General features: G+C 35.8%; 18 protein-coding genes. 2 read left to right on the top strand and 16 right to left on the bottom strand.

The genetic code is table 11. The annotated features are described in order from the left end of the window. Positions 1–78 precede the first annotated feature (78 nt). From JI747_RS06770 to JI747_RS06760, 3 genes are all read right to left on the bottom strand, one after another. Entirely contained in the window at positions 79–486 is a 408-nt protein-coding gene (locus JI747_RS06770; protein WP_225687173.1) for a RapZ C-terminal domain-containing protein, read from the bottom strand. Between the two features lie 72 nt (positions 487–558). Further along, the gene (locus tag JI747_RS06765; protein ID WP_225687172.1) at positions 559–966 is read right to left on the bottom strand and encodes a GxxExxY protein; all 408 of its coding nucleotides are present in this window, start codon (positions 964–966) and stop codon (positions 559–561) included. 56 nt (positions 967–1,022) lie between these two features. Next, positions 1,023–2,039 carry an aminoglycoside phosphotransferase family protein gene (locus JI747_RS06760; RefSeq protein WP_225687171.1) on the bottom strand — a complete coding sequence of 339 codons (1,017 nt, stop codon included), beginning with the start codon at positions 2,037–2,039 and terminating at the stop codon, positions 1,023–1,025. 49 nt (positions 2,040–2,088) lie between these two features. On the opposite strand from JI747_RS06760, the gene xrtF reads away from it, so the two are divergent. Both xrtF and JI747_RS06750 read left to right on the top strand, forming a co-directional pair. Beyond that, on the top strand, positions 2,089–2,619 hold the full coding sequence (gene xrtF, locus JI747_RS06755; protein WP_225687170.1) for an exosortase family protein XrtF: 531 nt from the start codon (positions 2,089–2,091) through the stop codon (positions 2,617–2,619). Continuing rightward, a complete protein-coding gene (locus tag JI747_RS06750) occupies positions 2,606–3,040 on the top strand; it encodes an exosortase F system-associated membrane protein (RefSeq protein ID WP_225687169.1) in 435 nt (144 codons plus the stop codon). Before xrtF ends, JI747_RS06750 begins: the two co-directional genes overlap by 14 nt. Here JI747_RS06750 and JI747_RS06745 read toward each other — a convergent pair whose 3' ends face one another. From JI747_RS06745 to JI747_RS06685, 13 genes are all read right to left on the bottom strand, one after another. Further along, positions 3,041–4,039, bottom strand: coding sequence for a cation diffusion facilitator family transporter (locus tag JI747_RS06745; RefSeq protein ID WP_225687168.1), 999 nt, complete (start codon positions 4,037–4,039; stop codon positions 3,041–3,043). It lies immediately after the preceding gene. Between the two features lie 54 nt (positions 4,040–4,093). Next, the gene (locus JI747_RS06740) at positions 4,094–5,086 is read right to left on the bottom strand and encodes an aspartate-semialdehyde dehydrogenase (RefSeq protein WP_225687167.1); all 993 of its coding nucleotides are present in this window, start codon (positions 5,084–5,086) and stop codon (positions 4,094–4,096) included. A 30-nt stretch (positions 5,087–5,116) separates the two neighbouring features. After that, positions 5,117–5,548 carry a hypothetical protein gene (locus tag JI747_RS06735; RefSeq protein ID WP_225687165.1) on the bottom strand — a complete coding sequence of 144 codons (432 nt, stop codon included), beginning with the start codon at positions 5,546–5,548 and terminating at the stop codon, positions 5,117–5,119. 89 nt (positions 5,549–5,637) lie between these two features. Continuing rightward, complete coding sequence (locus JI747_RS06730; RefSeq protein WP_225687163.1) at positions 5,638–8,217, bottom strand: TonB-dependent receptor; 2,580 nt, start codon at positions 8,215–8,217, stop codon at positions 5,638–5,640. A gap of 209 nt (positions 8,218–8,426) precedes the next feature. After that, positions 8,427–9,287 (bottom strand): carboxylating nicotinate-nucleotide diphosphorylase, encoded by an 861-nt coding sequence (nadC, locus tag JI747_RS06725; RefSeq protein ID WP_225687161.1) that lies wholly within the window; start codon positions 9,285–9,287, stop codon positions 8,427–8,429. 10 nt (positions 9,288–9,297) lie between these two features. Further along, complete coding sequence (locus tag JI747_RS06720) at positions 9,298–9,873, bottom strand: hypothetical protein (protein ID WP_225687159.1); 576 nt, start codon at positions 9,871–9,873, stop codon at positions 9,298–9,300. Between the two features lie 86 nt (positions 9,874–9,959). Beyond that, positions 9,960–11,531: an L-aspartate oxidase gene (gene nadB / locus JI747_RS06715; protein ID WP_225687157.1), complete on the bottom strand. Its 1,572-nt coding sequence runs from the start codon at positions 11,529–11,531 to the stop codon at positions 9,960–9,962. Positions 11,532–11,561: 30 nt separating this feature from the next. After that, complete coding sequence (locus JI747_RS06710) at positions 11,562–12,188, bottom strand: NAD(P)H-dependent oxidoreductase (protein ID WP_225687156.1); 627 nt, start codon at positions 12,186–12,188, stop codon at positions 11,562–11,564. 106 nt (positions 12,189–12,294) lie between these two features. Continuing rightward, entirely contained in the window at positions 12,295–14,286 is a 1,992-nt protein-coding gene (locus JI747_RS06705; protein WP_225687155.1) for a T9SS type B sorting domain-containing protein, read from the bottom strand. A gap of 95 nt (positions 14,287–14,381) precedes the next feature. After that, a complete protein-coding gene (locus JI747_RS06700; RefSeq protein ID WP_225687154.1) occupies positions 14,382–16,634 on the bottom strand; it encodes a T9SS type B sorting domain-containing protein in 2,253 nt (750 codons plus the stop codon). Between the two features lie 160 nt (positions 16,635–16,794). Next, positions 16,795–17,271 (bottom strand): ribonuclease HI, encoded by a 477-nt coding sequence (rnhA, locus tag JI747_RS06695; RefSeq protein ID WP_225687153.1) that lies wholly within the window; start codon positions 17,269–17,271, stop codon positions 16,795–16,797. A 17-nt stretch (positions 17,272–17,288) separates the two neighbouring features. After that, a complete protein-coding gene (dnaB, locus tag JI747_RS06690) occupies positions 17,289–18,866 on the bottom strand; it encodes a replicative DNA helicase (protein WP_225687152.1) in 1,578 nt (525 codons plus the stop codon). Positions 18,867–19,025: 159 nt separating this feature from the next. Next, positions 19,026–21,113, bottom strand: coding sequence for a T9SS type B sorting domain-containing protein (locus tag JI747_RS06685; RefSeq protein ID WP_225687151.1), 2,088 nt, complete (start codon positions 21,111–21,113; stop codon positions 19,026–19,028). Positions 21,114–21,145: the final 32 nt, after the last annotated feature.

The raw sequence follows: 21,145 nt of genomic DNA, 5'->3' as shown, positions 1-21,145 counted from the left end.
TTATAATTGATAGGTGATGAATGATGATTGATAAATATAAATAGTTTTAGTAATCATTTATAAATTATCGGTTATCATTTATGAATTAAGATGGTGCTGTTCGTCGTGGTGAAGGCTGATCTCAACTTTTTCACCATATTTTTGTTCAATAAAGTGAGCGATCTTTATTGCCGAATAAACGGATCTGTGCTGTCCTCCAGTACATCCGAAATTGATTTGTAAGTTTTCAAAACCACGCTCTATATAATTGTCGATATTAATAGAAACAAGTGATTTTACTAATTCTAAAAACTTAGGCATTTCAGTATTGGTCTCAAGATATTCCTGAACACCGATGTCGTTTCCTGTCTGGCTTTTATACTCTTCGATTCTTCCTGGATTCAGAATTCCGCGGCAGTCAAAAGTAAAGCCGCCACCATTTCCGGAATGATCTGTTGGGATTCCTCCTTTTTTGTATGAAAAACTGTGGATGTCTATATGTAACATAGTATTGTATATTTATTGTATAATTGATATTTAATAAAATTTTTACCATTAAGGAATTAAGATTATTAAGAATTATTCTGGTAAAAGATTAAAGTATCCATTGACAAGAGGTTTCATAGATTTTGTTATATTTTCTGTGAAAAAGTTGATTAATAAGCCTTGAGGTTTTTCCAAAATTTTCATGTAAGTCAATAATTGTGCTTGATGAACAGGGAGCAATTCATTCACTGTTTTTAGTTCTACAACAACCAAGTCATTAGCTAATAAATCAACACGAAGATTTGTCTCTAGTAATAGGGTGTCATAAATTATGGGGGTACAAATCTGCTGTTTTATGCTATAACCATTGCGTTTTAATTCAAATTTTAAACATTCTTCGTAAATACTTTCCAATAAACCAGGCCCAAGATTTTTATGAACTTTTATTGCAAATCCTGCAATTTCGTATGATAATTGTGTCACATATTTTTTTGTATACATACTTTTAATTTCACTATAAAAAGCTTAATAATCTTAATGCCTTAATGGTTAATTAATTATTTTAAAATCTCTTTAATTTTAGCTTGGGTTTTCTCAGAGCTCAATTGTACAATCACTTTTTTTAGTTCCGGATACTCCGCAATATTATTCCAATTTTCAGCAAATCCGGTGATGTTTTCAATCCCTTTTTCAATGCTTGCAATGAAATGTTGCTTTCTCTGAATAAGCCCTCTGAAACCGTAGGCTCCCAAAACTTGTAAAAATCTCATCAACTGAATAGGCTGTACCGATCTTTTTAGTTGAATTTGAGTGTCATCATTTTCAAACAGATGAATATAAAAATCAAGCATTTCACTTTTAAAATCTTCGGGAAAGTTGGCTTTTGCCTGAAATAGAAAAGAAATCACATCATACATCAAAGGCCCCTGCATGGCAGACTGATAATCAATAAATGAAACATTACCGGCATCATTTACCATAATATTTCTTGCCTGGAAATCTCTTATCATGATTCCTTTTGGCTCCAGACTTTCAATAAGTGAAGCAATTTTCTTGAATTCTTTTAAAAGAGTAGATTTATGATATTCAAGCTCAAGAACATCTGCAACAAAATTTTTAAAATAATATAAATCGTGAGTTACTGGTAACTCATCATATTTTTCATATTCAAACGTTTTGCTGTAATCTATTTTGTTTTGTGTCTGAATTTGTAATTGATAAAGCTTTTCTAAAGTCTGCCGTACAAGAGATTTTACACGTTCAGATAAGCCTTCTTCAGCTATTATTTCAGAAAGTGTATTTTCTCCTAAAAATTCCTGAACGTATATTTTTCTATTTTCAGAAATAGTAAAAATAGTTGGCGTATTCAGATGTAAAGCTGAAAAAATCTCGGAGTAATAAAAAAAACTTTCATTCTCCTGAATATTTTCGTTGTAAGTGATAATGTACTTTTGGTGATCAGATTGAGCCCAGAAATTTACCCTTGAAGAGCCGCTTTGCGCCAAGGATACGAATTCAGAAGATTTTTTGCCAAGATAATTTTCAAAAAATTGTTTTGCTTTTTCAGAAATCATAATATGAAACAAATATACTAAATTACAGTCTAATTTTTATCTTTGCAATATGCTAAAGGATTTCAAACCGGTATTAAGCATTTTATTGCGTTTCATCATCATTTATCTGGTGTTGCTATTCGCTTATCAGTTCTATCTGAATAGTTTTAAAGAGACTGGGCTTGATCCTTTCTCACGAATGATTGCTGAACAGGTAAGGCTTGTTCAGAATGTTTTGGGCTATCCTACGATGTTGTATGATGATGTGAAAGCAGAGCAGGTCTGGTTTCATGTAAAAGGAAATTATGTGACAAGAATGGTGGAAGGCTGCAACGCTGTTTCTGTAATGATCTTGTTTGTTTCTTTTATTTTCGCATTCTATAAAGGGGCTAAAACCTTTGTTTTTGTAATTGTAGGACTGCTTATTTTGTATGTAATGAATGTTTTAAGGATCACAGGACTCAATATTGTAGTGACTGATCATCCTAATTACAGCAAAATGGCGCACGATTATGTATTTCCTGCAGTTATTTATGGGACAGTGGTTCTTCTTTGGTTGGTGTGGATTAAATGTTTTGCCTTAAAAAATGAAAATTCTTAGTTGGTTTTTGGTTATAGTAGGGATTTTTGGTCTTGTAAGCGTAAGAATGCTTGAAGACAAATTATTCTATGATCCTTTTCTCAATTATTTTCATGAAGCTGTTAAAAATATAGACTTTCCTTCTTTTGAGTGGGGAAAATTAATCTTAGGGCATTTTTTCAGGTTTATTCTGAATCTTTTATTCTCTTGTTTAATTATTCAGTGTCTGTTTAAAAACAAGGAATGGACAGTTCAGGGAGCGATTTTAATTACGATAATTTTTGCTATTACTTTTCCGATTTATCTGTATTGTATTTATGATAAATTTGAAATCGGCTATCTTTTCTCTTTTTATATGAGACGTTTTGTAATTCAGCCTTTGGTTTTACTGTTGATCGTTCCGTTGTTTTATTACAGAAAGCAAATGTTGCTGAAAAACTGATTATTCAACTGTGTGTTTTTCAACACGGGGCACATTTTCCGGCGTCCATTCGACTCTTTTTACGAAATCTTTTTCACGAACTGGGCAATCCATAATTTGACAAACGGGGCAGGAGACAGGTCTGCAATCATCCATATGGAAATTAAACTCTACACTTCGTTTTGTATTTTGAGCTAGAAGAATAATTACCTTCTCCATTTCACTATGGGCTTCACGAAGGCTGTAATACCATGGAAGTGTAATGTGTGCATCAATATGAAGAGAGGCTCCGAATTGCTGGATTTTCATATTGTGAACGTCTATCCATTCTATTCTTCTGTTTTCTTCAAGTAAAGCAATAATCTGGTTAAGTAAATCCGGGTCCTGTTCGTCCATAATTCCACTTAAAGACTTTCGGACAATCTTGTATCCCACAAAAATAATATAAGCTCCAAAAATAAGTGCTACTACGGAGTCTATCCAGTAGATTTTTGTAAAATAAACCACGATTAAACTGACCACAACTCCAAGTGTTGTAACGGTATCGGATTGTAAGTGCTTTCCTGATGAGATAAGAACCAGAGAATTTTCATTTTCTCCTTTTTTGATGGAAATATATCCTAATAGGTAATTGATAATTGCTGTTGCGGCAATGATGAATATTCCCCAATCCAGTTTATTTAATACCTTTCCTGCAATTAGACTGTTGATTCCTTCGTAGATGATGATCACTCCTGCAATGGCAATAAGGGCGCCTTCAATACCTGAAGTAACGAACTCTACTTTTCCGTGTCCGTAGGGATGGTCTTCATCTTTTGGTTTGGCGGCAAGGTATAAAGAATAGAGTCCCATAAAAGCACTGATGATGTTGACAATGCTTTCCATTGCATCAGAAAAAACAGCATCTGATTTAGTGAGTTTCCAAGCAACGATTTTCCCAATAAAAAGAATAATGCCAAAAACTGCGATGAGTTTTTGAAAGCCTATTTTATCTTTATTTGTAGTCTTCTGAACGTTCATAGGTTTGATAAAAAAAAGAATCTCAATTTTGAGACTCTTTTTATGTTTGTTAGTTTAAACTAAGTTGTTTGCTACAAGGTATTCTGCGATTTGTACTGCATTGGTAGCGGCTCCTTTTCGCAGATTGTCTGCCACAATCCAGAGATTCAGGGTCTTTGGCTGTGATAGATCTCGCCTTATTCTTCCGACGAAAACTTCGTCTTTCCCTTCGGAGTACAGCGGCATCGGATATTCGTTGTTTTTTACATTATCCATTACCACAACTCCCGGGGTTTCAGATAAGATTTTTCTTACTTCATCGAGGTCAAATTCATTTTCAAATTCGATGTTTACACTTTCTGAGTGTCCTCCCTGTACAGGAACTCTCACTGCAGTTGCCGTTAAATTAAATGTGTCATCCCCTAAGATTTTCTTAGGTTCTTTCATTAATTTAATTTCTTCTTTAGTGTAATCATCATCTGCAAAAACGTCACAGTGTGGAAGTGCATTTTTGAAAATCTGATAAGGATATACTTTTGCAACTGAATCGTTTCCGCTGATTTCGCCATTTAATTGGTCTACAGCTGCTTTACCTGTTCCTGTTACAGACTGGTACGTTGAAACGATTACTCTTTTTAAATCATATTTTTTGTTCAAAGGTCCTAAAACCATTACCAACTGAATGGTAGAACAGTTCGGATTTGCAATGATTTTGTCTTCTTTCGTCAATACATCTGCATTGATTTCGGGAACGACCAGCTTCTTATCGGGATCCATTCTCCATGCTGAAGAATTGTCGATAACTGTTGTTCCTGCTTCTGCGAAAAGTGGAGCAAATTCAAGAGAAGTACCACCGCCTGCAGAGAAGATTGCAATCTCCGGTTTAGCAGCTATAGCGTCTTTCATGCTTACAATCGTAAATTCCTCCTGTTTATACTTCACCTTCTTACCTACAGATTTTTCGGATGCTACCGGAATTAGTTCGGTGATAGGGAAGTTTCTTTCTTCCAGAACTTTAAGCATAACTTGTCCAACCATTCCTGTTGAACCTACTACAGCTACTTTCATTGATTTAATTAATAATTTTTGTTAATATATTTATGCCCCAAAGACTCTTGTCCAAGGGAACGCGAATGCAAATAAGCCTACCGCGATCAATCCCATGATGACAACTCCTAAAGAAATCGTATCATTAGATTTTACTTTTTTGTTGACAATCGTCATTAAAACTGCCGCGATCAACATTGAAAATGGATGTTCTACATACTGGAATCTTAAGGCTGTATTTTTCATTACTTCTCCCATATTAAGTCCTTTTGTAAAAGTAGTGATCAGCATAATGATTCCCAATAAAAATTGAACGTGGAAGAAAATCATTGTGAAAAGCGTCGTTTTCTTCAAAAATTTGTTCACTTTTCCGCTGAACCCAAACATAGTTGCTAAAAGAGCAATAACAAATAGTGCTACTAAAAGCAATTCCAAATACCCAAATCCTTTGTGGGCATTAAGTAAAATGTTGTAAAAATCCATATTTTGTTTTTTCTGTTTTTTCCGAGTACAAATATAACAAAAATCCCAGCTTATTGCTGGGATTTAGTATTTTAAAATCTAAGATTATCTTAGAAGTTGAATGATAGGTTTGCTGCCCATGTTCTTCCGAATCCGAAAAGTACGCGGTTTGAAGGATCTATACCTTTGTATAATGTAGCCTGGTAAGCTTCATACTGAGCTGCTGTTGTAAATTGATCACTAGTCTTCGTAAATACGTTTGTTGACGCATCAGAAATATAAGTAGTATCGAACAAGTTATAAACGTTAGCTCCAATTGTAAAGTACTGGTTGTTATCTCTTAATCTAATTTTATAAGATACCCCAACATCAAATAGGTTGAAATCAGGCAACTTCATTACTCCTTTTTGTTGTGCAGCTTCGTTAGAGAATGTTGCAATATCAATTGAAGAATAAAGTTTTCCTACATATCTCCAAGTACTAAATATACTAAGGTCTTTTACTGGTTTTACAGTTGCTCCTAATGATGCTGTCATTTGAGGAATACTGTTGTTACTTGTTCCTCCAACTTTTACTTTATCTAAATAAAGAGTAGTAGAAGTAGAAGTTCCCGCTAAAGTAAGCGGGTTGTTGTTGTCGTCAAACGCAGCTCCTGTAGCATTCCCTTTATAGTAGTAATCTCCCCAAGAGAACATCCCTTGAATTTCTAAGAAATTAAGAGGCTTGTAAACTGCATCTACTTCAACTCCTTGGTGGATTTCAGTAATGCCACTGATTTCCGCATATCCTGTAGTTGTTGAGTTGTCAGGTAAAGTAAACGTTTGATTTGTTCTTCTTAACCATCTGTCTCCCCATGAAGTTCTATAGATATTAACGTTAGCGCTAAGTTTTGGAGATCTGAAACCATAACCGATTTCAGCAGAGAAAATTTTCTCATTCGTCAATGTAGGGTTTACTACTTGGAAGTTACTTGGGTAAACAGAATTAAAGAATGGCTGTTTGCTATAGTATCCAACATTTGCGAAAACGTTATGGTTTTCATTGATGTTGTAGTTAGCTCCTCCTTTAATGTTATATCCAAATAAATTTTTAAAACCTGTTTTCGTATTAACAACTTGCCCTTGTTGCTTAGTTACACCATCTTGGATGAAGTTGTCAATTCTTTGGTATCCTTGGTTAGAAACTGATCCTTGTAGGAATGCAGATAAATTATTTTTAGAATATTCAACCTGACCAAATCCACTATACCAAATAACTTCACCGTCGTTGCTATATCCAATTTGATCTTGAATTGGAGCCGTTTTTCCTCCAAATGGATTCCAAGTTAATTTTTGATAATCGTAAGTATTGCTAACAACATTAGCAGCAATATTTTTGTTAGTATTATCCTTATATCCAGAAGCTCCATACAAATCTGAAACAACTTGATAGTGGTATCCATAATAGTATCTGTCATCTGTACCTACCGAGAAGTTCCAGTTATCATTTATCTTGTGCTGGAAGTTTGCTAATACACCATACCAGTTGTGAGAGTTAATACTAGATCTACGAACTAAAGTACTTCCCGCAGCTGCAGTATTTACATTGACAGCAGCGTTGGCTGCAAAAATAGCATCATAGTCAAAGTGTCCTTGAGCATCATAGAAACTAGTGATTCCTTTTCCACCAACTCTACCAATTTCTCCTGTTCCACCACCTCTACCATTAGACATGTATGCAACTGTACTTAATTTTGACTTGTCGTTAATATTCCAGTCCCAGTTAAACATCATTACTGGCTTAGAATAATAGTTAGCTCTGTTTGCTAACGCTACTTTATTTCCACTTGCATCTGTATAATATCCATAGTCAGAGTTATATTGTCTGTATGGAGATCCATCATGATCTGGATTATAATTGATGTAGTTTTGAATTGTCGGAGAATATGTTCTCTGGTTGTGCCATTGAGGGGCAGAAGTTATTGTAAATTGAAAATTATGCTTTTTGTTTGGCTCCCAACCTAATGCAAAATAATAAGCATAAGATTCATAATCTGTATTTTCAATATAAGTGCTACCAGCTTGTCTGCTCATTAAGAATGAAGAAGACCATCCTTTATCAGATTTACCTGTATTGTATGCAAAAGATGTTTTAAAATAATCATTGTTACCAACTCCTAATCTAACAATTCCACCTCTTTTCATGTCAGCGGATTTTGTTAAAAAGTTCATTGTACCTCCAACAGAAGCAATAGCTAATTTTGAAGAACCAAGTCCTCTTTGTACCTGCATTGTGCTTGTAACATCAGCTAAACCTGTCCAGTTTGAAAAATAAACCGTTCCGCCTTCCATATCATTTACAGGCATCCCGTTTACCATTACGGCAATGTTTCTTGATTCAAATCCACGCATCGTGATCTGAGAATCTCCAAATCCACCACCACCTTTTGTGGCATATACAGATGGAGTTGTGTTCAGTAATTCAACAAGCTCTTGGTTTCCTTGTCTTTCAAGAATCTGTGCAGCTTTAATTGTAGATACTGCAACTGGTGTCTTTCTATCTTTAGCGATATCTGTAACACCTCTTAAAATTACCTCTTCAATATCTTTAGACCTTGTTTTAGCAGAGTCTTGAGTTTGTTGAGCGTAATAAACACTAGCTGTAGATAATGTAATTATCGCAGTTAGCATCGATTTGTTGATTAATTTCATAATCGTAGTAATAGTTAGATTTAAATTTTATGCAAAAATCGGTATTTTTTTTTTAACTATTATTAACTAACTATTAATTTTTGCTCAATCTTGAAAATTGTTATTTGATTGATTTACAGATATTTGAATTTTATGCAACGCATAATATGAAAAAAATCATATTGTTTAATTATTAAAAAAGTGACTTTTTTTTTGTTAAAAATTCAATGCTATTTCACTGCTTTGAGACTCAAATCCATATTGTGAGCAGAGTGGGTAAGGGCACCAACTGAAATATAAGTGACTCCGGTAGAAGCGATTTCTTTAAGTTGTTCACGGGTGATGCCACCAGATGCTTCTGATTCGCATGAGCCGTTGATAAGTTGTACTGCCTGTTTCATTGTTGAGACATCCATATTATCAAGCATAATTCTGTCAACTTTTGCGTTGATCGCTTCCTGAACTTCTTCAAGGTTTCTGGTTTCAACTTCTATTTTTAATTTCTTTTTATTTTTTTTGATGTATTCTTTAGCCATTTTTACGGCATTCGTAATGCTTCCATTATAATCAATGTGATTATCTTTCAACATGATCATATCGTAAAGACCATATCTGTGGTTCGTTCCGCCGCCAATAGCAACCGCCCATTTCTCGCAAACTCTGAAATTGGGAGTGGTTTTTCTTGTATCTAAAAGTTTAGTTTTTGTTCCCACTAATCGGGAATCCCAGTCGTGAGTAAGGGTGGCAATTCCGCTCATTCTCTGCATGCAGTTCAGAACCAGTCTTTCCGTAGAAAGGATAGATTGGGCGCTTCCCGTTACAATAAAAGCAACTTCACCAACTTTTACGGGATCACCGTCTTTTACGAAAGTTTCAACTTTTAAGTTTTTATCGAAAGTTTTAAAAATAATTTCAGCCAATTCAACTCCTGCAAGAATGCCGTTCTGTTTTACCAAAAGCTTAGCTTTTTGTTCTAGATCTTTAGGAATTGTAGAAAGAGTAGAGTGGTCTCCGTCCTGAATGTCTTCTTCTAAAGCATTCTTGATGAATTGTTTTAAAACTTTATCTGTAACGTATGCTGGTCTTTTCATAGGGTTGATTTTAGTAATAATATGACGCTTTTGTTCCGAATAGAAGATCATGAATTATAAAAAGTAAAATTACTTCATTTTCTTCAGCTTTTATTTTTTCGAACTCTATTTTATTTTTTATCCGGATGTTTTCCTGATTGGTAGCCGTAAATTCGATTACAGCTTTACCATCATCTCTTTTGGGATCAGGTTGATAGAGAGTGTATTTCCAATTAAAATCTTCAAAATAATATGCCTGACCATGAAAAAAGAATTTATCTCTGTCAAATTCCAGGATTGGATATTGATGGTTGGTAATATAATAAAAAGTTAAGGGCAGTTTATTGTCGTTAATAATCTCATCCAGATCAAATTTATTTTTTCCAAAATAATAAGGCTTTCCTAATTGGATAATGTTGCATAGTAAATTTAAAGGAAGCGGATATTTTGCATTTAGAATAATAGTTTTTTTGAAATGATTGAATAGGTCTTTCTCAAAAAATATAGCGGCAAAGATAATGACTCCTCCGAAAATTTCTCCCCAATGATTCCTGCTTTCAAAACCGAAAAAAAGAAACAGGATTATCAGAGAAATAACAGCAATCATTGATATTCTTAAAAAATATAAGAGATCGATGATTTTCAATATTCTCAAGCTGAATATTTCCATGAGCCGCTTACCTTACAATTTCTTTACACTAAATCCTTGTTATAAAATGCTCCTTTATTTTCTGTCATCTCCATAGATTGTATAATGATAAGGTGAGCGACAGTGGTTAGATTTCTTAATTCCGATAACTGTGGTGAAAGAATAGAGTAGTGGTAAATTTCGTTCACGGCAGCAGCGATTTCCTGATGTTTTTGCAAGGCCATATTCAGACGGCGGTTGCTTCTTACGATTCCTACCAAATCGCTCATCATTTCCTGTAATTGTTTTCTCAGATAAGATACGATTACCATTTCATCCATGATTTTCATGCCTTCTTCATTCCATTCCGGAACCGCTTTTAAATCATCAAAATTAAAATTATTCTCCTTTAAAAGATCAACCGTTTTCATTGCAGCATTATGTCCAAAAACCAAACCTTCTAATAATGAATTTGAAGCGAGTCTGTTCGCTCCGTGAAGTCCGGAATTTGTGCATTCTCCAACTGCAAATAGGTTTCTGATTGAAGATTGACCGTCTCTGTCTACCTCAATTCCGCCCATCAGGTAATGGCAAGCCGGCACAACTGGAATGAGTTGGGTAAAAGGATCGATTCCTTCACTTTTGCATTTTTTGTAAATATTCGGGAAATGTTCTAAGAATTTTTCATGATCCATTTCTTTGCAATCTAAGCCAACAAATTCATCCCCGGTGATTTTCATCTCGGCATCAATAGCTCTTGCAACAATGTCTCTTGAGGCTAATTCTTCACGCTCATCGTATTTTTGCATGAATTTTTCGCCTCTTTTTGTTCTTAATTTTGCGCCATCTCCACGTACGGCTTCGGAAATTAAGAACAACATTCCATCCATTTTGCTGTACAAAGCTGTTGGATGAAACTGATAGTACTGCATATTGGAAACCTTTCCTTTTGCTCTTGCCACAAAAGCGATTCCGTCTCCTGTTGCGATGGTTGGATTGGTAGTGTTTTTGTAAACATGACCAGCTCCTCCTGTGGCAACCAATGTTATTTTTGAAGTGATTTTTTTTATTTGTTTAGATTTTTCATCTAAAATATAAGCCCCGTAGCAATGAATGTCGCCTTCGTTGAGTTCTTTTCCGGGAACGTGGTGCTGAGTAATGATATCGATTACGTAATGATGATCGAGAATTTCAATATTCGAGCTGTTTTTTGCTGTTTGCAATAAAGCTCTTTCGATTTCAAAACCAGTAATGTCTTTATGATGAACGATTCTGTTTTCGGTGTGGCCGCCTTCTCTTCCTAATGCAAATTCGCCATTTTTCATATCGAAATTTGCGCCCCATTCTACGATTTCTTTGAATCTTGTCGGTGCTTCTTTCACAACCATTTCTACCACATCGCGTTTGTTTTCTCCGTCTCCGGCGCGCATCGTGTCTTCAATATGTTTGTCGAAATTATCGTTTTTAGAATCCGTAACTACTGCAAGACCGCCTTGTGCATATTTGGTGTTGCTTTCGTCTTCGTCAGATTTTGTTACGATGATTATTTTGGTGTCAGGAAACTGCTCAGAAACCTTTATGGCATAAGAAAGTCCCGAGATTCCGGAACCGATTATTAATACATCCGCTTTTATCATATCCTTAGTTTAAGACAATCGTCTAAATAATTAAATAAATTTAAACAATTTTTCGTTTGGTTTTCTTACTTTTTTCATGTGTTGGAAATGATCTTCTTCCGAACGGTAGCCCAATGCGAGGGTGACGGTTACTTTTTCGGTTTCAGGATTGATTTCTAAAATTTCTTCTATGAGATCCTGGCGAAAACCTTCCATAGGACAGGTGTCTATATTTTCAATAGCTGCAGCATACATTAAGTTGGCCAATACGATATAAGACTGTTTTTCTGCCCAATTGAAAATTTCATCTTGCGTTTTTTGATTAATATGTTGATTGATGCTGTTTTTAAAAAGATCCAGTGTATTCAGCGGTGTTTCTCTTACTTTGGAAATGTGTCTGAAATATCCGTTGATATAATTGTCATCCACAATTTTTTTTGAAATAATCACAATTAAATGAGAACACGTGGAAATCTGAGATGGGTTATAAAATGCCGGAATTAATTTTTGCTTCATATTCTCACTTCCTACTACAAGGATTTCGTAAGGCTGAAGACCGAGAGAGCTTGCCGATAATTTTCCCGACTCAAGAATATTATGTAATGTTTCTTGAGGGATAATTTCGGAGTTAAATTTTTTCACAGAATATCTTCTGCTTAAAGCCTCTAAATAATTCATCTTACAAATTTAATAATTGAAGGCGAGAAAACGGATTTTAAAAGGCAAAAAATAAGGATTACTTCTATCTGAAATAATCCTTATTTAATAATATAGTGAATGGTTATTATTCTCTATTTTTCACAAGTATCCATCCTGAATATTTGAAAGGAGTACTTTTTTTGTCATTTTCATTCCATGTTACAGAGTACCAGTAGCTTCCTGTTGGAACTCTTCTTCCAAGGGTTGTTCCGTTCCATTTGTAATTGTTGGATTTGTCACCTTGGTGAATTTTTGCTCCATATCTGTCAAATACACTGAAGACAAGATTTTGTTTGCCAGCTAATGCTGAATAATCAATCACATCGTTTACTCCGTCTCCATTTGGTGTAATTACATTGATCAGATTAGGAACAACAACACCTATTACTACGGGTTCGCAATCGTAGGCATCTTTTACATATACCGTATTGTCACCTCTAGGAACGTTGTTGAAAACATTGGAATCCTGCCAGCTGATATTATCCATAGAGTATTTATAGGGAGCAGTTCCTCCATTCACATATACCGTAACAGTATTGGTAGCAATCTCAATGCTTGAAACTACAGGCTGTTCAGAAGGGTATACTTTTACGGTTTGCGTAGTCCAGCATTCCCCTGTTTTTAATTGAACCCAGTATGTACCAACTGTAACGTCAGATATAGATTGTGTTGTAGCACCTGTGCTCCATTTATATCCGTCAAAGTTTGCTCCGGCATCTAATGTTGTTTTATCTTCGAAACAAATGATCTTATCTTTTAATACAGTCGAGTAAGTAGGAGGGAATACTTCTAAAGTGATCTTAGCGATTTCAGAACATTCATAGATATTCGTTACTGTTACATATACTACGCCGTTTGGTGCGATATACTGATCCGGATTTAAAATTTCGTTTGTTCCGTTTTGAGCATCAGTCAATGAAGGGTAATATTTTTTAGTAACACCAGATACAGTGGTGATTGGTGCGGTTGTAAGATTGAAAAGTCCGGTTGCCACATTTTCAGGACGGAAACAGGATCTTAGTGTAGCATTGTTTACGGTTACTACTGGTGCAACGTTTAAAACGACTTTCGCATCGTTATTATCACATAATACCGATGTAGGATCCTTTATCACTACAGAAATATTTGTTGTTGCACTATACTGGAAATGCGTAGGATTTGCTATAGGAGTTCCACTTCCTGTAATATAATACGCAAAAGTATAGTTAGCCGGAGTAGCTGTAAACTGTGAATTCAAAGAGGTTAAGTCAATAGTAGAAGTACCCGTAGAATCTGGACAGATAGTCTTGGTAACTGTAGTTGCTAATAATGGAATTTTATCAACATATACTTTTACATTTTTAATAGAATGTCTTTCTCTTGCTCCTCCTGTAGAAGCTGAAAATCCAAAATATCCCACTGTCATTGCCGCTGCAGCACCTGCCGGAGCAAAAGACTGGTTACAGATAACCACCCCGTCCAGCGTTATTTTTACAATCCAGCTTGCGGGAGCATTTGGATCTACCTGACCTGTTACTTCAACGTGTTTATAGGTAGATCCTCTGAAGTTTTGAGTAGGGTTAAGATCCGGTGAATGGAATGAACTTCCTGGAGTATTGAAATACTCGACATTATTGCTGTCTGTTGTATTGGCTACTTGTCCGTATGCGACATGTATTTTACTCATTTGAGCTGTAGTCGTATTATTATAAGTATCAAAACCAACAATAAACCCAACTGCATTTTGAGATACCCCGATTCCGGAACCTAATACACTTGCAATAGGTGGATTAGCCAGATACCAGAATGCGATACCGTCACCATTGTAACTTTGAGGGGAATCCATTCTGAAGTCAAATTCCACTCTCCATTTGTCACAATATTTTAAGTTGATAGGCTCATTCAGTCTTATAGATCCCGACTGGTCATTAAGGTCGGGGGTAAGCTGGATGAAATCTGTATTGACTACGGTAGGAGCAACCATTGTCCAACCTGTTGTGCTTACAGGGTTTCCTGAAAGCTGATACGTTTGTGCAGATATTTTTAGTGGGATTATTGAAAGGAAGGCTAAAAAGCCAAAAAGTAGAATTTTTTTCATGTCCTGAATACTATATATTGTTTTGGGGAATTTTTAAATTGTTTCGAGAATAAAAGAGGGCACCTGCATAGAAGCGCCCCCTAATCCTAATTCATTTATTCTCTATTTTTCACCAATACCCATCCGCTATACTTCGTTTGCGTATTGTTTTTATCATTTTCGTTCCAAGAAATGGTATACCAGTACGTTCCTGTAGTGATCTTTTTGCCACCTGAAGTTCCGTCCCATTTATAGTTTCTTGTTTTATCTGCCTCAAATTTTTTGTTGCCATATCTGTCATATACTACAAAATTCAGATTTTTCTTATACGCTAATGCACTGTAGTCTATGAAATCATTGATGTTATCTCCGTTTGGAGTGATCGCATTGATCAGATTCGGAACCGTTACCTGTATCTGAATAGGCTCACAATTGTAAACATCTTTTACAAAAATTTTATTTTCTCCTCTTGGAAGTCCTGTAAAAATATTTGAATCCTGCCATTTGATACCATCTAAAGAGTATTGATACGGAGCAAGTCCTCCGGATACATTTACCGTAATTGTATTATTGGTAATGTCTAAGCTTGTAATTACAGGATCTGCAGCGGCATTCACCTTTACAATTTGTTTAGTGATACAGTTTCCTGTTTTCAGTTTTACCCAGTAGATTCCTACAGGTACATTCTGAATAGATTGAGTGGTTTCTCCAGTACTCCATTCGTAGCTTGCAAATCCAGATCCTGCATCTAATGTTGTCTTATCATCAATACAAATGGTCTTATCTTTAAGCACTGAAGAAGTTACTGGCGCTATTACGTTTAATCGTATTTTCTTAATAATGTAACAAGAATTCACACCTGTTATTCTTACATAAACCTCTCCGTTTCCAGATACATACGCATTTGAATTTACAATTGCATTCGTATTGTCTAAAGCATCATTTAGAGTAACATAATATTTTTTTGTTATTCCAGCTTCGGTTGAAACATTTGCACTTCCTAAATTAAATGAAGCGGTAGTAGGGTTTTCTTCAATGAAACAAGATTGCAATGAAGCATCCGTAGAAACCGGTAAAGGAAGGAAGCTTAATGTAATTTCCGCATTTCCTGTACATCCTTGCGGAGTTGTAACTTTTACATATACTTTCCCAGGAACAGAAACGTATGCGTTGGGAGTTGTGATTTCGTTTACATTTGCCGTTAAGTCAGCTAACGTTCTGTAATATTTTTTTACGACACCGGCTACAGCGGTTACAGGTGCATTATTTAAGTTGAATGTAGCTGTAGTTGCATTATTGTTGTTACATTCACTTAATGTGACATTGTTTGCTGTAAATGGAGATAAATTAAGCTGTATCTTTCCATCCGGATTATCACAGAGAATGGCTGAATTATCTTTTACAATTACATTGACCGTCGTATTGGCATTGAATTGAAAGTTAGTCGGGTTGGTAACTGTTGTTCCGTTAGCTATATAAGTAAAAGTATAGTTACTAGGTGTTGTTACAAACTGGCTGTTATAAGATGTTAGATTGGTTGTTGCAAAACCTGTGGTTGGGTTAGGGCAAAACGTATCGGTAACGGTAGTTTTGTTCAAAGCCACTTTATCCATGTAGACTTTTACATTTTTAATAGAATGTCTGGATCTTGCGCCTCCTGTAGAAGCAGAAAACCCAAAATATCCTACTGTCATTGCAGCGGCTGCACCAGCCGGAGCGAAAGATTGATTACAGATTACGACTCCGTCAAGCAGAATTTTCACAATCCAGTTTGCAGGATTCGCAGGATCTACTTGGCTGCTAACTTCTACGTGTTTATAGGTTGTTCCCTGGAACGGTTGAGTTGAGTTAAGATCTGCTGAGTGAAAAGAACTTCCGGGAGTATTGAAAAATTCTACATTATTGGTATCTGTTGTATTTTGTACCAATCCGTAAGCAACATGTACTTTACTCATTCCTGAGCTTCCCGTAGAATTGTTAAAAGTGTCAAAACCTACAATGAAACCTACGGCATTTTGAGAAACTCCAATTCCGGAACCTAATACACTTGCTATTGGTGGATTTGCCAAATACCAAAACGCAATACCATCTCCATTATAAGTTTGATTCGAATCCATTCTGAAGTCGAATTCTACCCTCCATTTGTCACAATATTTTAAGTTGATAGGGTCGTTTAGTCGTATAGAACCTGACTGGTTATTGGTGTCAGGAGTAAGCTGTACAAAATCTGTATTTACAACAGCGGGGGAGACTAATGTCCAACCAGTAGTATTTACCGGGTTTCCTGCCAGTTGATACGTCTGAGAGAGGAGTTTTCCGGAAATACAAAATAAGATTATCGATAAGAAAGATAATAAAATTTTATTCATTTAAGAGGAGATTTAGTTAAACGTGTAAATATATTAAATCTTGTTGATATAATACATAATTTCTGTTAATTTTGTCTTAAATGCTATTTATTTATCAATAAATCACAAAACGAGAAAGGAAAAATGAACTGGTTTTTATTTTGAATTAGTTTAAATAAAATTAGAAAAGAGTGTTGTTTTCAAGGTTTTCAAAATAGGTGTCGATCTCAAGAGAATTAGAATTGGCTGCAGCCACAGCAAGCTTGTCGCACAGCTCATTTTCGAAATGGCCGGCATGGCCTTTTACCCAGTGCATCTTGGGTTGGTGAAGGTTGTAAAGTTCGATGAATCTTTTCCAGAGATCAGGATTTTTTACGTTTTTCCAGCCTCTTTTTATCCATCCTGTAATCCAATTCTGATTCACTGCATCAGCTACGTACTTGCTGTCAGTATATACATGAATATCGTTTTCGGAAGATTTTAATTTTTCTAGTGCAGTAATAACGGCCAGAAGTTCCATTCTGTTATTGGTGGTTTTTCTAAAGCCTTTGGAGAATGTTTTCTGGTATTTTTTTTCCGGAACACGCATGAGAATTCCATATCCTCCTTTTCCGGGATTTCCGCTGCAAGCTCCGTCAGTGTATATTTCGATTCTCAAATGTTATAATCTAAATCTTAAAAAGGAAAATCATCGTCATCATCAAAATCATTCATAGAAGATCCTGAAACCTGAGAACTATTTGGAAGATCAAACGCTGCTCCAGGTTGAATTGTCGTTTTAATTTTGTCAAAACCGCTTGGTTCATTTTGTCCAAATCCTCCATTGCCACCATCAAAAGCGGCTTCAACATCTCCGAATTTAGCAAAATGTTTCAGGAAGGATAATCTTACATCGGCAGTAGCACCATTTCTGTGTTTTGCGATGATAAGTTCTGCCTGGTTTTCTGTTGAGGTTTCCTGTCCTTCTTCATCATTATCCCAAACCGTGATTTTATAATATTCCGGTCTGAAGATGAAAGATACAATATCCGCATCCTGCTCAATTGCTCCGGATTCCCTCAAGTCAGAAAGCTGAGGTCGTTTTCCCGGACGGGTTTCCACACTTCGCGATAGCTGGGAAAGTGCGATTACCGGGACATTTAATTCTTTTGCAATCGCTTTCAATGAACGTGAAATCATAGAGATCTCCTGTTCACGGTTTCCTGTTCCTTTTCCACCACCACCTGCGGTCATTAGCTGAAGGTAGTCGACCATGATCAGTCTTACCCCGTGCTGCATTACCAGTCTTCGGCATTTTGCACGGAAATCGAATATGGAAAGTGAAGGAGTTTCGTCAATATATAAAGGAGCATTTTCCAATTCTGATACATTGGAAAACAATCGTTGCCATTCTTCATCATCTAAGGTTCCTTTTCTCAGTTTTTCTGAAGAAATTCTTGTTTCAGATGCAATCATCCTCGTGATAAGCTGTACAGATGCCATCTCGAGAGAGAAAAGAGCCATCGGAATTTTATGTCCTACCGCAATATTTCTTGCCATAGAAAGAAGGAAGGCTGTTTTTCCCATAGCGGGACGCGCTGCAATGATAATAAGGTCAGAATTTTGCCAACCTCCTGTTTCTTTATCCACATCTCTGAATCCTGAAGGAACTCCGGAAAGCCCTTCTTTATCCTTCAAAGATTTGATGGTATCAATCGCTTGTTTTACTAAAGAGTTTGCAGTATCGAATCCTTTTTTGATGGTTCCGTTTGTAATTTCAAAGAATGATTGTTCAGCTTTGTCCAGAAGTTCAAAAACATCGGTAGACTCTTTATAAGATGAATCAATAACGTTTGCGGAAACGTTAATGAGACTTCGTAAAATATATTTTTCAAGAATAACACGAACATGATATTCAATGTGGGCAGATGAGCTTACTCCCATCGTAAGATCAATAATGTAATGATCTCCTCCTGCCTGGCTCAGTTTATCTTCTTTTTTAAGATCCTGAATAACGGTCATCAAGTCAACCGGATGGTTGCCTTCATAAAGTTTTAAAATGGTAGAAAAAATAACCTGATGTCTCGGATCATAAAAAACTTCAGGGGTAAGAAGATCGATCGAATGATCCAGTCCTTTTTTATCAATTAAAAAAGTACCGATAATCAATTTTTCAAAATCTACTGCATTAGGAGGCATTTTTCCATCCGCAATTGACAGCTCTTTCGCAAAGTTTCCGTGGGTAAGAGATGATAGTGTTTCTTTCTGCGCCATAATATGCAAAGATAGTTTTTTTGAAAAGCAATTAAAAAATAGTAATCAAGATTTTGATGTTGATAAGTTTAAGATGTTAGTACTGAAAGGCTTTTTTTTGGTGCATAAAAAAATCACTCTTGTTAGGAGTGATTTTTTATTATTAAAAATTTAATTTATTTATTCTCTGTTTTTCACCAATACCCATCCGCTGTATTTGGTTTGAGTATTGTTTTTGTCATTTTCATTCCAAGAAATAGAATACCAGTATGTTCCTGTAAGGATTTTCTTTCCGGAAGCTGTTCCATCCCATTTGTAATCTCTGATTTTGCCAGCTTCGTAAAGCTTGTTACCATATCTGTCATACACAATGAATACGAGGTTTTTCTTGTAGGCTAAAGCACTGTAATCTATGTAGTCATTTACATTATCTCCGTTTGGTGTAATTGCATTCAGTAAATTCGGAACAGTTACCTGAACTTCAACCGGATTACAGTCGTATGAATCCTTTACATAAATTTTATTTTCCCCTCTTGGAAGTCCTGTAAATACATTAGAATCTTGCCAGTTAACACCATCGATAGAATATTTATAAGGTGCAGTTCCTCCGTTTGCTGTTACGGTAATTGTATTATTTGTAATATCTATATTGCTTACTACAGGTTGATTAGAAGGGTATATGTTTACTTTTTGAAGAGTGAAACATTTTCCGGTTTGTAATTTTACCCAATATGCTCCTACGGCCACTCCTTGTATAGTTTGAGTAGTAGCTCCCGTACTCCATTCGTAGCTTACAAATCCAGGGCCTGCGTCTAGCGTAGTTCTGTCCTCCATACAAATTGTTTTATCTTTTAAAACTGTAGATTTTACAGGTGGTAAAACAATCAGCGTAAGTTTAGCAATGGAATAACACTGGTCTCCACTGTATACTCTTACATAGGCAACTCCACTAGTAGAAATGTAATTGGTAGGAGTGAAGATTTCATTAGTCCCGCTTAAAGCATTCGCTAAAGTTGCATAGAATTTTTTCGTAGGATTTGGAAGTGCTGATACATTTGCTGAGGTAAGATCAAATGAAGCTGTTGTGATATTGGTTTCAATAAAACAAGATTCAATTGTAGCATCATTTACTACAACAAGAGGATAGAATGCTAAAGTTATTTCTGCATTGGCACTACATCCGTCAGTAGTGGTTACTTTTACATATACTTTTTTCGGAGCAGAAGAGATATAGTTGGCAGGAGTTGTGATCTCATTCGTTCCCGCATTCAAGTCATTCAGAGTAGGGTAGTATTTTTTTGTACCAGTACCGGAATAAACGGCAGCAGTAGTTAGATTGAAAGATCCTGTACCTACATTGTTATTGTTACAGGCGTAGATGGTTGCATTGCTTGTCGTAATATTTCCCTGCTTAAATTTGAATTTTCCTGTTTGGAAACATCCGTTAATAGGATTGGTAGCATTGGCTGGATCTGTATATTTTAATCTGTAATAATATACGGTTACTGCATCTACCATAATAGGAGCTGTGATTGGATTCTGTCCTGTTATCGCATCATTACTGTTGGTGTGATAAGTAACGGTGAAGTTAGGGTTACCATTTAAAATTCCAGTGGTCAATGTGCTGAAATCGAATAGGGTAGGTAAAACGCATTTTAGAATTTCGTTAGGTGCTGCAGGGTCGGTAGCGTTAGGGACACCAGGTGTTACAAAAGGATGCGGAGTTAATGCTGGGTTATTGAACGCTGAAGTTAATGAAGCTGTTCCTCCCCAAGACATAGAGAATCCATTAGCAGAACTTAAAAAGTTGTCAACAAGTAAATAATAAGTTTCACCTGCTACAACATCCAGATAAGCACTAAAAGCTCCACTTGTTGCACTTCCTGTTAATGTAGTACTTAAACCGGTAGGTCCATCAGCTCCTGAATAATTACATCGGATAGGAGTTGTTGTGTAAATTGCACTACATGGGACGTTGGGGCCATATACTGCAAAATCATAATCATCCGTAAATACATTTGGATTAATTGTGAAAGTTAAAGTTCCTGAAGTAGCAACAGTAAATGAATACCACACAGAAAAGTGCTCACCTCCTTTCAAGCAAAGCTCTGAAGGAGCGGGATAAGGAATGTCCTGAGTATTTCCGGATCCTGAAGGAGTATATGAAATGTCAGAATTTCCGCAGACAGGTATAGATGAGACACAATCTGATTGTGAATAATATATTTGATAAAGAAATAAAATGGAAAAGAGTAGTAGTTTTTTCATTTTAAAAAAATTTTTAAGAATAAAATTAAAAA

It is taken from the genome of Chryseobacterium tagetis, from assembly GCF_016735585.2.
Lineage (GTDB): Bacteria > Bacteroidota > Bacteroidia > Flavobacteriales > Weeksellaceae > Chryseobacterium > Chryseobacterium tagetis.
This window is presented reverse-complemented; position numbering and strand designations above follow the sequence as displayed.

Excerpts from the sequence above, each read along its gene's own strand:
- JI747_RS06735 (WP_225687165.1), bottom strand. The coding sequence starts at position 5,548 with ATGGATTTTTACAACATTTTACTTAATGCCCACAAAGGATTTGGGTAT.
- JI747_RS06750 (WP_225687169.1), top strand. The coding sequence starts at position 2,606 with ATGAAAATTCTTAGTTGGTTTTTGGTTATAGTAGGGATTTTTGGTCTT.
- JI747_RS06760 (WP_225687171.1), bottom strand. The coding sequence starts at position 2,039 with ATGATTTCTGAAAAAGCAAAACAATTTTTTGAAAATTATCTTGGCAAA.
- nadC (WP_225687161.1), bottom strand. The coding sequence starts at position 9,287 with ATGAAAAGACCAGCATACGTTACAGATAAAGTTTTAAAACAATTCATC.
- xrtF (WP_225687170.1), top strand. The coding sequence starts at position 2,089 with ATGCTAAAGGATTTCAAACCGGTATTAAGCATTTTATTGCGTTTCATC.
- JI747_RS06705 (WP_225687155.1), bottom strand. The coding sequence starts at position 14,286 with ATGAAAAAAATTCTACTTTTTGGCTTTTTAGCCTTCCTTTCAATAATC.
- JI747_RS06745 (WP_225687168.1), bottom strand. The coding sequence starts at position 4,039 with ATGAACGTTCAGAAGACTACAAATAAAGATAAAATAGGCTTTCAAAAA.
- nadB (WP_225687157.1), bottom strand. The coding sequence starts at position 11,531 with ATGATAAAAGCGGATGTATTAATAATCGGTTCCGGAATCTCGGGACTT.
- JI747_RS06730 (WP_225687163.1), bottom strand. The coding sequence starts at position 8,217 with ATGAAATTAATCAACAAATCGATGCTAACTGCGATAATTACATTATCT.
- JI747_RS06700 (WP_225687154.1), bottom strand. The coding sequence starts at position 16,634 with ATGAATAAAATTTTATTATCTTTCTTATCGATAATCTTATTTTGTATT.
- JI747_RS06765 (WP_225687172.1), bottom strand. The coding sequence starts at position 966 with ATGTATACAAAAAAATATGTGACACAATTATCATACGAAATTGCAGGA.
- JI747_RS06770 (WP_225687173.1), bottom strand. The coding sequence starts at position 486 with ATGTTACATATAGACATCCACAGTTTTTCATACAAAAAAGGAGGAATC.
- JI747_RS06740 (WP_225687167.1), bottom strand. The coding sequence starts at position 5,086 with ATGAAAGTAGCTGTAGTAGGTTCAACAGGAATGGTTGGACAAGTTATG.
- JI747_RS06720 (WP_225687159.1), bottom strand. The coding sequence starts at position 9,873 with ATGATTGCTGTTATTTCTCTGATAATCCTGTTTCTTTTTTTCGGTTTT.
- JI747_RS06685 (WP_225687151.1), bottom strand. The coding sequence starts at position 21,113 with ATGAAAAAACTACTACTCTTTTCCATTTTATTTCTTTATCAAATATAT.
- dnaB (WP_225687152.1), bottom strand. The coding sequence starts at position 18,866 with ATGGCGCAGAAAGAAACACTATCATCTCTTACCCACGGAAACTTTGCG.
- JI747_RS06710 (WP_225687156.1), bottom strand. The coding sequence starts at position 12,188 with ATGAATTATTTAGAGGCTTTAAGCAGAAGATATTCTGTGAAAAAATTT.